Source organism: Nocardioides seonyuensis (genome assembly GCF_004683965.1).
GTDB classification, from domain to species: domain Bacteria; phylum Actinomycetota; class Actinomycetes; order Propionibacteriales; family Nocardioidaceae; genus Nocardioides; species Nocardioides seonyuensis.
Map to the genome: position 1 here is coordinate 2,652,366 of NZ_CP038436.1, position 12,625 is coordinate 2,664,990.

Sequence of the window (12,625 nt, forward strand, 5' to 3'; positions counted from 1 at the left end):
TAACTTCGGTCGGAGTCACCGGCTACCCGGGGATTGCGCGGGTTCTCGACCGGGCGGTGTCAATCGGTGGAAGCAACGGTCATGCTGCTGCCGGGTCGGCGAGCAGCGCGGCCAGCGCTTGGGCTGGTGTCCGTAGGTCGAGGGTAGGGCGCGGGCGCTTGTTGAGGGTGGCGGCGATGCGGGCCAGGTCCTCGGCGGTATGGGTCGAGAGGTCGGTGCCCTTCTCGAGCCAGAACCGCAGAAGCCGGTTGGTGTTCTCGTTCGACCCGCGCTGCCAGGGCGAGTGGGGGTCGCAGAAGTAGACCGGCATCTCGAGCGCGGCCTCGACGTCGCGGTAGTTGGCCAGCTCGCTGCCCCGGTCCCAGGTCAGCGATCGGCGCAGGTGCTCGGGCAGCCTGCTCATCTCGCGGATCATCGCCTCGGCCACGGACTCGGCGTCGTGGCGTCCGGGCAGGTGCAGCAGGATCACGAACCGGGTCGAGCGCTCCACCAGGGTCCCCACCGCAGACCGGTTCCCGACGCCGAGGATCAGGTCGCCCTCCCAGTGGCCAGGCACCGCCCGGTCGGCTACCTCGGCGGGACGCTGGCTGATGGTGAACGCCTCGCGATACAGGCTCCTCCCGCGCCCGTCCACCGACCCGTGGGGCTTGCGGGACCGACGCTTGGTCGACAGCTGGGCGGCCAGGTCCTGGCGCAGGCTGCCGCGGGTCTGGACGTACAACGCGCGGTAGATCGTCTCGTGCGACACACGAGCCATCTTCGCCGCTGCCGTGTCGTGTGGGTGCTGCTTGCGCAGCACGGCCGCGATCAGGCCCGGTGACCAGCCGTCATCCATCCAGGTCTCGATCGACCCGCACAGCCTCGGATCGTGCAGCTTGAACGCCTTGGGTCGGCGCCGGCGTTCGTGGGCCGCGCGGTGTGCCACCGGCCCGTGATAGCTCCCGTCCGGACCACTGTTGCGCGCGACCTCCCGGCTGATCACCGACACGTCACGTCCCAGCAACCTACCGATCTCGCGCAGCGAAACCCCTTGATGAACCAGCGCGGCGATCACCGCCCGGTCCTCACTCGTCAACGGCCGCCGTCGACGTACCTCCCGGTCATCACCAGGCCGCCGCAACGGCGCGGACCCGGGAAGTCCGCCCCGGGCACCCACTGCCATCTGAAGTCCCATGACGCCACGCTCACGCCACCACTTCGTCGCGGTCTCGATCGACACGCCCGACCAAGCCGCTGCATGGGCGATCGGAGCACCCGCACAGAGAAGCTCGAAGAACTCCTCCTGAGTCTCAAACGAGATCCACTTCGGCATCGCAACACTCCTGGAGAGTCAGGTGTTGCTTAGACCGATGGACTCCGCCCCGTTGCAACGGGCACGAAGCGTGGGAGTCACCGGGTAACCGGTGACTCCCACCGCGCGGTCAGTCCTTGAGCTCGCAGATCACGGCGCCGTTGGAGACGGTGGCGCCGACCTCGGCCTGGAGGCCGGTGACGGTGCCGGCCTTGTGGGCCTTGAGGGGCTGCTCCATCTTCATCGCCTCCATGACGACGATGGTGTCGCCCTCGGCGACCTCTTGGCCCTCCTCGACGACGACCTTGACGATCGTGCCCTGCATGGGGGAGGTGACGGAGTCACCGGACGCCGCGGCGCCGGCCTTCTTGGCCGCGCGCTTCGGCTTCTTGGCGCTGCCCGCGGTGCCGCCCCCGGCCGAGAGGCCGCCGAGCCCGGCGGGGAGCACGACCTCGATCCGGCGTCCGCCGACCTCGACCGTGACTGCCTGGCGCTCACCCTGCTCGGCAGCCTCGCCGAGCTCGCCGGAGTAGGGCTCGATCTGGTTGTCGAACTCGGTCTCGATCCACTGGGTGTAGACGTCGAAGGAGCCCTCGCCGGTCGGGTTGGACGCCCCGACGTAGGCGGGGTCGGAGACGACCGCGCGGTGGAACGGGATGACCGTCGGCATGCCGTCGACGAGGAACTCGTCGAGGGCGCGGCGCGAGCGCTCGAGCGCCTGGGTGCGGTCGCGGCCGGACACGATCAGCTTGGCGATCAGGGAGTCGAACGAGCCGGGGATGGTCTCGCCCTGGTCGTAGCCGCCGTCCAGTCGGACGCCGGGCCCGGCCGGCGGGTGCCAGCGGGTCAGCGTGCCGGGAGCGGGCATGAAGTTGCGCCCGCCGTCCTCGGCGTTGATGCGGAACTCGATGGAGTGGCCGCGGACCTCGGGGTCGTCGTAGCCGAGCTCCTCGCCGGCGGCGATCCGGAACATCTCGCGGACCAGGTCGATGCCGGTGACCTCCTCGGAGACGCAGTGCTCGACCTGGAGTCGGGTGTTGACCTCGAGGAAGGAGATGGTGCCGTCCTGGGCGACCAGGAACTCGCAGGTGCCGGCGCCGTAGTAGCCCGCCTCGCGCAGGATGCGCTTGGACGACTCGTAGAGCTCGGTGACCTGCGCGTCGGTGAGGAACGGCGCCGGGGCCTCCTCGACGAGCTTCTGGTTGCGGCGCTGCAGCGAGCAGTCGCGGGTGGAGATGACCACGACGTTGCCGTGCTGGTCGGCGAGGCACTGGGTCTCGACGTGGCGCGGCTTGTCGAGGAACTTCTCGACCAGGCACTCGCCGCGGCCGAAGGCGGTGACCGCCTCGCGGACGGCCGACTCGTAGGCGTCGGGGATCTCCTCGAGCGTCCGGGCCACCTTGAGCCCGCGCCCGCCACCGCCGAAGACAGCCTTGATCGCGACCGGCAGGCCGTTGGACTTGGCGAACTCGACGACCTCGTCGGCGTCCTTGACGGGGTCCTTGGTGCCGGGAGCGAGCGGGGCGTTGGCCTTGTCGGCGATGTGCTTGGCCCTGGCCTTGTCGCCGAGGGCCTCGATGGCCGCCGGCGGCGGGCCGATCCAGATCAGCCCGGCGTCGATCACGGCCTGGGCGAAGTCGGCGTTCTCGGCGAGGAAGCCGTAGCCGGGGTGCACCGAGTCGGCGCCCGAGTCGGCGGCGACCTTGAGGATCTTGGCGATGTCGAGGTAGGACTCCGCCGGGGTGGCACCCCCGAGCGAGTGGGCCTCGTCGGCGAGCCGGACGAACTGGGCGTCGCGGTCGGGGTCGGCGTAGACCGCGACGCTCCCGATGCCGGCGTCCTTGCACGCTCGGATGACTCGAACCGCGATCTCACCGCGGTTGGCGATCAGGACCTTCTGCAACCCGGGCACGCAACACTCCTGCTTCACGAGGCGACTTTCGGGTCGCAGACTATCTCCCCCCGCGCCACCGCCCCGGCGGCGCCCTCAGTCTCGGACAGGTGCGGGATAGGCGTGCACGGCACCGCGGACGCCGACGCGCACGACGTCGCCCACCGTGGGCGCGGTCGGCCCGGGCACGCGGGCCACCAGGGCGGTGTGCTGGCCGACCAGCGAGAGGCGCACCGCCGCGTCGTGACCGTAGAAGCTCACCTCGGCCACCTCGGCCTCGACGCCGTCGTCGACGAGCACGACCTGGTCGGGTCGCAGCACCAGCACGAGGTCGTCGGCCGAGGGAGCCGCGGTGAGGCGGACCGTGCCGAGGGCGCACGTCGCCGACAACCCGCTGGACACAGCCCGACCGGGTACGGCGCTGGCGCCGCCGACGAAGCGGGCGAGCTCGGGGTCCTGGGGCGCCATGTAGACGTCTGCGGGCGACCCGGCCTGGATGAGGCGGCCCTCGCGCAGGACCGCCACCTGGTCGGAGAGCGAGAGGGCCTCGGACTGGTCGTGGGTGACCAGGAGCCCGGTCGCGCCCGCGACGCGCAGCGCGCGGGCGACCGCCCGGCCCGTCGACTCACGCAGGGCGGCGTCGAGAGAGGAGAACGGCTCGTCCAGGAGCACGATGCTGGGGGAGGGTGCCAGGGCTCTGGCCAGGGCGACGCGCTGCTGCTGCCCCCCGGAGAGCTCGTGCGGTGCGCGGGTCGCGAACTCTCGCGGGAGCTCGACGAGGTCCAGCATCTCCAGCACGCGCTCGGAGACGTCGGCACCCGGACGCCGACTCGCCTTCGCGAGGCCGAAGCCGATGTTGCCGGCCACGTCGAGGTGGGGGAACAGCGCGCCCTCCTGCGGCACGTAGCCCACGCGCCGCGCCTGGGGCGGGACCGGCCTGCCCTGGCCCGCGACCACGCGGTCGTCGAACGCGATGGTGCCGGAGTCGGGCACGAGGAACCCCGCGATGAGGCGGAGCAGGGTCGTCTTGCCGCAGCCCGAGGGGCCGAGGACCGCAGTGAGCGAGCCGTTCGGGACGTGGAGGGTGACGTCGTCGACGGCGCGGGTCGCCGTGCCGGAACGGGTCTGCGGGAATGTCTTGCTCACTCCCTTCACGTCGACTGAGCTCATGGCTGGAGTCTCTCCTGCCTCATCAGCAGGAGGGTCGCCGGGACCGAGATGGCGACGAGCAGGAGTGCGTAGGGCGCCGCGGCGCCGTAGCGCAGCTCGGAGGACGCCGACCAGAACTCCGTCGCGAGGGTGTGGGTGCCGATGGGGGAGAGCATCAGGGTGGCGGTCAGCTCGGTGGACACTGCCAGGAACACCAGCGCCGCGCCGGCCCCCAGGCTCGGAGCGATCAGGGGGAGGGTGACCCGACGGGCTGTCTCCACCGGGCCGGCTCCCAGGCTGTGGGCCACGTGGTCGAGCACGAGCGGCGCCTGCTCGAGGCCCGCCCGCACCGTGACGACCGCGCGCGGGAGGAAGAGGATCGCGTAGGCGACCACCAGGAGGAGCGCGGTCTGGTAGACGATCGGCACCAGCCGCAGCGACGCGACGACCAGCGCGAGGCCGACCACGATGCCTGGCAGGGCGTTGGCGATGTAGGTGCAACGCTCCACCAGGGTCGACAGGCGACCACGGTGTCGTACGGCGAGCCACACGACCGGCACCGCCGCCATGGTCGTGACGACGGCACCCGCGGCCGCGAGCAGCACGGTCGTCGCGGCGGCGGCGCTCAGCTCACCGAGGGGGAACTCCGTGGAGGTGCCGACCCAGAGCCAGTGCAGGAGGGAGTACGACGGCACGCCCAGCGCCAGCAGGACGACCAGGCCGACCACGCCGACCGACGGCCACCGCGCCCGGCCGAGGCGGGCGGGCACAGCGCGGCGCGCGGCCCCCTGGCCGACCCGGGAGTAGTGCCGCTGGCCGCGCAGCCTGAGGTCGGCGAGGAGCAGCAGCAGGCACAGCAGCACCAGCACGCCCGCCATCGCCGTGGCGGCCTGCCCGTTGAACGTCGAGCCGTACTGGTCGTAGATCGCGGTGGTGAACGTGGGGAAGCGCAGCAGCGCCAGGGCCCCGAACTCGGCGAGCAGGTGGAGCCCCACCAGGAGGACCCCTCCGAGAAGCGCCGGTCGCAGCTGCGGCACGACGACGCTGCGGAACGACCGCCAGCGGGAGTGGCCGAGTGACCAGGCCGACTCCTCCAGGGCTGGGTCGAGCCCGCGCAACGACGCCACGACCGGGAGGTAGACGAGCGGGTAGTAGGACAGGGTGATCACGAGGAAGGCGCCCCAGAAGCCGTGGACGGAGCGGTCCAGCGACACCCAGGCGTAGCCGTTGACGAAGGCCGGGATGGCGAGCGGGGCCACGAGCAGGCCGTGCCACACCCGCTTGCCGGGCAGGTCGGTGCGCTCGACGAGAGCGGCGAGCCCGACCCCCAGCACCGCGCACGCGCCCATGCAGGCCAGCGCGATCGACACGGTGTTGCCCAGGAGCTCCAGGATGCGGGGGCGCACCACGAGGTGCCACAGGTCGACCGGGCCGATGATCGCGGTGTAGGTGACCACGTAGCCCAGGGGGATCAGCGCCAGGAGTGCCACGACCACCCCTGCCGCGAGGAGCAGGGGTGGTGCGCCGATGTGGCTTCGGTGGGGGGCGGCTCCGGTCAGAGCAGGCCGGCCTCGGTCATGAGCTCGGTCACCAGCGGGCCGTTGAGGCTGGCGACGTCGACGGTCGGCGGCTCCAGCTCCTCGAAGGGCTTGACCTCGGCGTTGAGCTCGGCGTCGGGGTTGAGGGGGTACTCCAGGGCGTAGGACTCTGCCATCGCCTGCTGGGCCTCGGTGCTGGTGAGCCACGTGACGAACTCGTCGGCGGCTTCAGGGTGCTCGGCGGCCGCCAGGACGCCAGCGCCGGAGACGCTGAGGAACGCACCGGGGTCCTGGTCGCCGAAGAAGTGCAGGGCGGAGGAGTCGGAGTCGGTGCCGCTCTCCTCGCGGTCGCGGTACCAGTAGTAGTGGTAGGCGATGCCTGCGTCGATCTCGCCGGCGTTGGCTGCCTGCATGACGACGAGGTTGTTCTGGAGGATGACGCCGTTCTCCTTCAGCCCGGCGAGCCACTCGCGCGTGGCGTCCTCGCCCTCGAGCTCCAGGACCGCCGAGACGATCGCCTGGAAGTCGGCGCCGGTGGGGGAGAAGCCCACGCGGCCCTTCCACTCCGGCTCGGCGAAGTCGAGGATCGAGGCGGGCATGTCGGCCTCGGTCATCGAGTCGGTGTTGTACATCGCCACGGTCGAGCGGGCCAGGAAGCCGGTCCAGGTCTTGCTCGAGGGCACGAACTCCGGCGGGATCGACGCGAGCGCCTCGTCGGGCACCGGCGCGAAGAGCCCCTCCTTGTCGACGATGCTCATGGCCGGTGAGTTCTCGGTGAGGAACACGTCGGCGGGGGAGTCCTTGCCCTCCTCGACGATCTGGTTGGCCATCTCGAGGTCCTTGCCGCTGCGCAGCTCCACGTCGAGGCCGCTCTGCTCCTCGAAGAGCGGCACGATCTCGTCGAGCAGCTCCTCGTGCTGGGCGTTGTAGACCACCAGGTCGGGCGGGTTGAGCAGGCTGCATGCCGACAGGGCCGGGAGTGCCAGGGCCGCGGCTGCGAGCACGGGAGCGAGTCGGCGCAGGGTGGGGCGGGGGTGGCTCGAAGTCACAGGGTCCTCACGGGGCTCAGCAGTGTGCTTAGGGTCGGCTAACCTTAGCGCGCAGTGAGGTTAGCGATCGATAACCTGTGACGCTACTCTCGTCCGCATGACCTTCGAGCTTTCCCCCGAGCACGAGCAGTTCCGACGCAGCGTGGCGGAGTTCGCGCGGGCCGAGATCGCCCCCCACGCCGCCCAGTGGGACCGCGACCACCACTTCCCCACCGACGTCGTCCAGAAGATGGGCCAACTCGGTCTGATGGGCCTCACCGCGCCGGAGGAGTACGGCGGCGCGGGCCTGGCCGGGGAGGACGGCGGGTTCACCTCGCTGTGCCTGGCCATCGAGGAGCTCGGCCGTGTCGACCAGTCGATGGGCATCACCCTCGAGGCCGCGGTCGGGCTGGGCATCAACCCGATCCTGACCTTCGGCACCGACGAGCAGAAGCAGACCTGGCTGCCCGACCTCGTCTCGGGTCAGCGGCTCGCCGGCTTCGGGCTCACCGAGCCCGGCGCGGGGTCCGACGCCGGGGCCACCCGCACGAAGGCCGTGCTCGACGGTGGCGAGTGGGTCGTCAACGGCTCCAAGCAGTTCATCACCAACTCCGGCTCCGACATCACCTCGGTGGTCACCGTGACGGCGCGCACCGGAGAGCGCGAGGGCGGTCGCCCGGAGATCTCCACGATCATGCTCCCGGCCGGCACTCCTGGCTTCGTGGCCGAGAAGGCTTACGACAAGCTCGGCTGGCACGCCTCCGACACCCACCCGCTCTCCTTCGAGGACGTCCGGGTCCCGGAGGCGAACCTGCTGGGCGAGCGCGGCCGCGGCTACGCCCAGTTCCTGGCGACCCTCGACGACGGCCGGGTCGCGATCGCGGCGCTCGCGGTCGGCTGCATCCAGGCGTGCCTCGACCTGTCCCTGGAGTACGCCGGCCAGCGCCAGACCTTCGGTGGGCCGATCGGGCGCAAGCAGGGGGTCGCCTTCCAGATCAGCGACCTGCAGGTGATGCTCGACGCCTCACGGCTGCTGACCTACAAGGCAGCGGCGATGAAGGACGCGATGGACGCCGGGCGCTCGATCTCGACCCAGGACTTCAAGCAGGCCGCCGCGGTCGCGAAGCTCTACGCCACCGAGTCCGCCGTCACGGCGACCCGCATCGCCACGCAGGTCTTCGGCGGCTACGGGTTCATGGAGGAGTACCCCGTCGCCCGCCTCTACCGCGACGCCAAGGTGCTCGAGATCGGCGAGGGCACCTCCGAGGTCCAGCGGATGCTCATCGCGCGGGGGCTCGGCCTGCCCGTGGAGTGAGCGCCGCGGACCTACCCAGTCCGGGCGTGGACGTCCATGCCCCGGCAGTGCTTGGGTGGGAGCGTGGCCCGCACCGTCGAGGTCGACTACCTGGTGGTGGGTGCCGGCGCCGCCGGAATGGCGTTCACCGACGCCCTGGTCGACCACGCCGACGTCCGCGTCGCGCTGGTGGATCGGCGCCACAGCGTGGGCGGGCACTGGCTGGAGGCCTACCCGTTCGTGCGCCTGCACCAGGCCTCGGCCTTCTACGGCGTGGCCTCCACCCTCCTGGGTGGAGGGAGGCTGCAGACGAGTGGGCCCGAGACCGGCCTGCACGAGCGCGCCAGCCTCTCGGAGATCTGTCTCTACTACGAGCGAGTGCTCGCTCGCCTGCTCGAGACCGGGCGCGTCCTCCTCTTCGCCGGTTGTGAGTACGTCGGCCGCCGCCGCATCGTCTCCCGGGTGTCGGGCCGCGAGTTCGAGGTGCCCGAGACCTGCAGGATCGTCGACGCCCACTACCTGGCCCCCGAGACGCCGGCCGGCACTCCGCCGCCGTTCGAGGTGGGAGAGGGAGTCGACGTCGTACCTGTCGGCGGGCTCGCGAGCCTGGGGTGGGCGCACAGCCAGTACGTCGTGGTGGGCTCCGGCAAGACCGGGAGCGACGCCTGCACCTGGCTGCTGGCACGGGGGGTGGACCCCGACGCCATCTGCTGGGTCAGGCCGCGGGACCCGTGGTTCTTCAACCGGGCCGTCATCCAGCCCGACCCTGCGATCTTCCTCGGGATGGTCGGCGAGGTCATGGAGGCGGCAACCGCCGCGACGTCGCTGGAGGACCTGTTCCTGCGTCTCGAGGACGCCGGGGTCGTGCTGCGCGTCGACCGCGGCACCTGGCCGACGATGGCGAAGACCCCGACCCTGGCCACGTGGGAGCTGGAGCTGCTGCGAAGCATCGAGAACGTCGTGCGGCAGGGCCACGTGAGGCGGGTCGACCCCGGACGCATCACCCTCGAGGAGGGCTCCGTCGAGGTCGCTCGCGACGCCCTGGTGGTGCACTGCGCTGCACGGGGCCTGCAGTACCCGCCGCTGGTGCCGCTCTGGGGGCCCGATGCGATCACCCTGCAGCCGATCAGGACCGGGTTTCCGTGCTTCGGTGCGGCGCTGGCCGGCTACGTCGAGGCGACCCGCGACGACGACGCCACCAAGAACCGCCTCTGCCCACCGACGCCTCTGCCGGACACCCCCGCCTCCTGGGTGGCGGCGACTGTCCTCGGGGCCCGCGCCACGATGTCCTTCGGCGCCGAGCCCGACATCAAGGCATGGGCCGACACCGTCGCGCTCAACCCCTCCCGCATCCCGGCGGGGCATCCCGGCGGCCCGGCCCTGGACGCCGCTGTCTCACGCCTGGGCGCCTCAGCCCCCAAGGGGCTGGCGCGGCTGGCGGAGCTCGCCGGGCTGAGCTGAGCCGGGGTGGTCGGGCTCGTGCTCAGGCAGCCTTCCGGAGGCTGCGCCACTGCTCGAGCGCGTGGGCTGCCGAGAGCTCGGCCACTGGCGGTGCGAGACGGGTGACCCGGGCGGGTGCGGCGTCGGCGGCGCGCTTCTTCTCGCCGAAGTAGACCGCCATGATGCCGCCGTAGGTCACGACGTTCACGACGACGGCCGCGATGCCGAACAGACGCAGGCTGAGCTGGAAGTCGGTCAAGGGAGCTCCTCATCTAGATTCGATACACTGATTGTATCGAAACTCGTCGGCAGGGCAGAATCGGGCACGTGGGCAACGCCGAGAACGACCGCCGCCCGGGACGACCTCGTCGCTCCGAGACCGACTCGCGCATCCTGGAGGCGACCCGCGCCCTCGTCCGGGAGCACGGACCCGAGGCGGTGAACATCGCGGCCGTCTCCGCACGCAGCGGAGCGGCCCGGACGACCATCTACCGTCGGTACGTCGACCGTCAGGCGTTGCTCGGCGCTGCGTTCGAGACCGTCACACGTCGCGGGGGTCCTCCGCCCGGTGACTCGCTCGAGGACAAGCTCGCCTGGTTGCTGGCCCGCGCCGAGGAGGTGCTGCGCGACGGCATCGGCGCCGGGGGAGTGGCCGCGTTGCTCTCGGGGGAGGACCCCGACTTCGTCGCAGCCGTGCGTCGTGCGCTCGCCGTGGGGCTGCAGCCCGTCACGGAGCAGGTCGCGCACGACGCCGCGAACGGCGTGCTTTCCGGGGACGTGGATCCCGACACCCTCGTCAACCTGGTCCTGGGGGTCTACCTCGGCGAGGCGCTGCGTCACGGCGCGCCCGACCTGCCATGGCGGGCGCGTACGGCGAAGCAGCTCGCCGCGCTGCTGGCTCCCGAGTAGCCCGGCGAGACGGGCGCCCTCTAGCGTCGTACCCGTGCTTGAGATCAACGAGCTGACCCGGCGGTTCGGCGAGACCACCGCCGTGGACCGCGTGTCCTTCGAGGTGCCCTCCGGGCAGATGACGGGGTTCGTCGGCGCCAACGGCGCCGGCAAGACCACGACGATGCGGATGGTCATGGGGGTCCTGGGCATCACCGAGGGCGAGGTGCGCTGGCGGGGCCGCCCGATCACCCGGCTGGACCGTCGGGCGTTCGGCTACATGCCCGAGGAGCGCGGGCTCTACCCCAAGCAGCCGCTGCTCGACCAGCTCGTCTACATCGCACGCCTCAAGGGCATGGGTGCGGCCGAGGCGAGGAAGCAGGTGCGTGAGCTGCTGGAGCGGTTCGGAATCGGTGAGCGCAGCAAGGACCACCTCGAGAAGCTGTCCCTCGGCAACCAGCAGCGGGTCCAGATCATCGCCTCGGTCCTGCCGCGCCCGCAGGCCCTCGTGCTGGACGAGCCGTTCTCGGGCCTCGACCCGGTCGCTGTCGACTCGATGGTCGAGCTGCTGCGCGACCACACCCGCGACGGGATCCCGGTGCTCTTCTCCAGCCACCAGCTCGACCTCGTCGAGCGGCTGTGCGACCGACTGGTCGTGCTGGCGAAGGGGCGGACGGTCGCAACAGGCACGGTCGCCGAGCTGCGCGACACCGGTCAGCCACGGTTCCGGCTGGTCCTCGGAGGGGATGCCGGTTGGGTCCGGGACCTCCCCGGGCTCGACGTGCTCGACCTCGAGGGCAGCACGGCCCTGCTCGCCGTCACCGAGCCGGGAGCCGAGCAACGCGCCATCGCCGAGGCCACGCGTCGCGGTGACGTCCACGAGTTCGCCAGGGTGCGTCCGGCGCTCAGCGAGATCTACCGCGAGGTGACGGCATGAGAACGGGTGCATGGCTGCTGGTGACCCGCCGTGAGGTCCTGGCCAGGATCACCGACAAGACGTTCCTGATCGGCACCGCGGCGATGGTGGCGATGATCATCGGGTTCATGGGATTCACGGCCTGGCAGGAGGAGCGGTCCGAGGACTTCCGCATCGCCGCCACTCCCGACGCCGTGGCCATGGCCGAGCTCGTGGCGGACCAGGCGCCGCGGGTCGACGACGACGTCACCGTCGCCGTCGTGGAGGTCGACGACGAGACCGGGGCCCGCGCTGCGGTGCGCGAGGACGTCGACGCCTGGCTGCACCGGGGTGACGACGGCTGGGTGCTGACGACCGAGTCCAGCGAGGAGCCGAGCCTCACCGACGTCGTGAGTCAGGTGGTGCAGGGCGCGGTCCTCTCGGAGAACGCCGCGGCCGCCGGGGCGACCCTCGAGGAGCTGCAGGCCGGCTCCACCGTCAGCACCTCCTTCCTGCGCGGTGACGCCGAGCAGGCGGCGGTGGCCGACGTCGTCGGCTTCGTGTTCATGTTCCTCTTCTACCTCGCTGCCCTGCTCTTCGGCATGCAGCTGGCCAGCTCGGTGATCGAGGAGAAGCAGAGCCGCATCGTCGAGATCATCGCGGCGGCCATCCCGTTGCGACACCTCCTCGCTGGCAAGGTCCTCGGCAACACCGTGCTGGCCATGCTCCAGGTGCTGGTCTACGTCGCGGTCGGCCTGGTCGGGATGTCGTTCACGCCCTACCAGTCCTACGTCCCCGACATCTCCGGCCCGGTGGCGTGGTTCCTGGCCTTCTTCCTGGCCGGGTTCGTCGCGCTGGCCTGTCTGTGGGCGGTGGCGGGAGCCCTGGCTTCGCGTGCCGAGGACCTCCAGGCCACCTCCACCCCGCTCACCATGCTGATCCTGGGCATGTTCTTCGCCGGCATCTCGCTCGACGGGCGGGCGCAGGTGGTCGCGTCCTTCGTCCCGCCGGTCTCGGCCGTGGTCATGCCCAAGCGGATCCTCGCGGGCACGCTGCAGTGGTGGGAGCCGCTCGTGGCCCTGGCGCTGCTGGTCGCCTTCGCCGCCGTCACGGTGCGTCTCGGCGAGCGCGTCTACCGCCGTGCGCTCATGCAGACCGGGGGCCGGGTGTCGCTCCGCCAGGCGTGGGCCGCCGAGGAGTGACCCGGCTGC

The 12,625-nt window shown here is 71.3% G+C and carries 11 protein-coding genes; 5 read left to right on the plus strand and 6 right to left on the minus strand.

Annotation, left to right across the window (positions count from 1 at the left end):
- Positions 1 to 79 precede the first annotated feature (79 nt).
- From EXE58_RS12845 to EXE58_RS12865, 5 genes are all read right to left on the minus strand, one after another.
- Complete coding sequence (locus EXE58_RS12845; RefSeq protein WP_135267697.1) at positions 80 to 1,312, minus strand: IS30 family transposase; 1,233 nt, start codon at positions 1,310 to 1,312, stop codon at positions 80 to 82.
- A gap of 109 nt (positions 1,313 to 1,421) precedes the next feature.
- Positions 1,422 to 3,203: an acetyl/propionyl/methylcrotonyl-CoA carboxylase subunit alpha gene (locus EXE58_RS12850; RefSeq protein WP_244242206.1), complete on the minus strand. Its 1,782-nt coding sequence runs from the start codon at positions 3,201 to 3,203 to the stop codon at positions 1,422 to 1,424.
- Positions 3,204 to 3,278: 75 nt separating this feature from the next.
- Positions 3,279 to 4,352, minus strand: coding sequence for an ABC transporter ATP-binding protein (locus EXE58_RS12855; protein ID WP_135268260.1), 1,074 nt, complete (start codon positions 4,350 to 4,352; stop codon positions 3,279 to 3,281).
- Positions 4,349 to 5,821 carry an ABC transporter permease gene (locus EXE58_RS12860; protein ID WP_208544005.1) on the minus strand — a complete coding sequence of 491 codons (1,473 nt, stop codon included), beginning with the start codon at positions 5,819 to 5,821 and terminating at the stop codon, positions 4,349 to 4,351. Before EXE58_RS12860 ends, EXE58_RS12855 begins: the two co-directional genes overlap by 4 nt.
- A gap of 65 nt (positions 5,822 to 5,886) precedes the next feature.
- Entirely contained in the window at positions 5,887 to 6,918 is a 1,032-nt protein-coding gene (locus tag EXE58_RS12865; protein WP_244242207.1) for an iron ABC transporter substrate-binding protein, read from the minus strand.
- 97 nt (positions 6,919 to 7,015) lie between these two features.
- Here EXE58_RS12865 and EXE58_RS12870 point away from each other — a divergent pair, with 97 nt between their 5' ends.
- Together EXE58_RS12870 and EXE58_RS12875 are read left to right on the plus strand one after the other, a co-directional pair.
- Positions 7,016 to 8,212 (plus strand): acyl-CoA dehydrogenase family protein, encoded by a 1,197-nt coding sequence (locus tag EXE58_RS12870; RefSeq protein ID WP_135268261.1) that lies wholly within the window; start codon positions 7,016 to 7,018, stop codon positions 8,210 to 8,212.
- A 63-nt stretch (positions 8,213 to 8,275) separates the two neighbouring features.
- Positions 8,276 to 9,652 carry an NAD(P)-binding protein gene (locus EXE58_RS12875; RefSeq protein ID WP_208544006.1) on the plus strand — a complete coding sequence of 459 codons (1,377 nt, stop codon included), beginning with the start codon at positions 8,276 to 8,278 and terminating at the stop codon, positions 9,650 to 9,652.
- A 22-nt stretch (positions 9,653 to 9,674) separates the two neighbouring features.
- Here the strand turns inward: EXE58_RS12875 and EXE58_RS12880 are convergent, their stop codons facing one another.
- Positions 9,675 to 9,890 (minus strand): hypothetical protein, encoded by a 216-nt coding sequence (locus tag EXE58_RS12880; RefSeq protein WP_135268263.1) that lies wholly within the window; start codon positions 9,888 to 9,890, stop codon positions 9,675 to 9,677.
- Positions 9,891 to 9,958: 68 nt separating this feature from the next.
- Here EXE58_RS12880 and EXE58_RS12885 point away from each other — a divergent pair, with 68 nt between their 5' ends.
- Genes EXE58_RS12885 through EXE58_RS12895 form a run of 3 tightly spaced genes read left to right on the plus strand, consistent with a single transcriptional unit; the run spans position 9,959 to position 12,616 of the window.
- Positions 9,959 to 10,540, plus strand: coding sequence for a TetR/AcrR family transcriptional regulator (locus EXE58_RS12885; protein WP_167288869.1), 582 nt, complete (start codon positions 9,959 to 9,961; stop codon positions 10,538 to 10,540).
- 34 nt (positions 10,541 to 10,574) lie between these two features.
- The gene (locus EXE58_RS12890; RefSeq protein ID WP_135268265.1) at positions 10,575 to 11,456 is read left to right on the plus strand and encodes an ABC transporter ATP-binding protein; all 882 of its coding nucleotides are present in this window, start codon (positions 10,575 to 10,577) and stop codon (positions 11,454 to 11,456) included.
- Entirely contained in the window at positions 11,453 to 12,616 is a 1,164-nt protein-coding gene (locus EXE58_RS12895; RefSeq protein WP_135268266.1) for an ABC transporter permease, read from the plus strand. Before EXE58_RS12890 ends, EXE58_RS12895 begins: the two co-directional genes overlap by 4 nt.
- Positions 12,617 to 12,625 lie beyond the last annotated feature (9 nt).

Coding starts and splice junctions, on each gene's coding strand:
- EXE58_RS12855 (WP_135268260.1), bottom strand. CDS start 4,352: ATGAGCTCAGTCGACGTGAAGGGAGTGAGCAAGACATTCCCGCAGACC.
- EXE58_RS12870 (WP_135268261.1), top strand. CDS start 7,016: ATGACCTTCGAGCTTTCCCCCGAGCACGAGCAGTTCCGACGCAGCGTG.
- EXE58_RS12845 (WP_135267697.1), bottom strand. CDS start 1,312: ATGCCGAAGTGGATCTCGTTTGAGACTCAGGAGGAGTTCTTCGAGCTT.
- EXE58_RS12895 (WP_135268266.1), top strand. CDS start 11,453: ATGAGAACGGGTGCATGGCTGCTGGTGACCCGCCGTGAGGTCCTGGCC.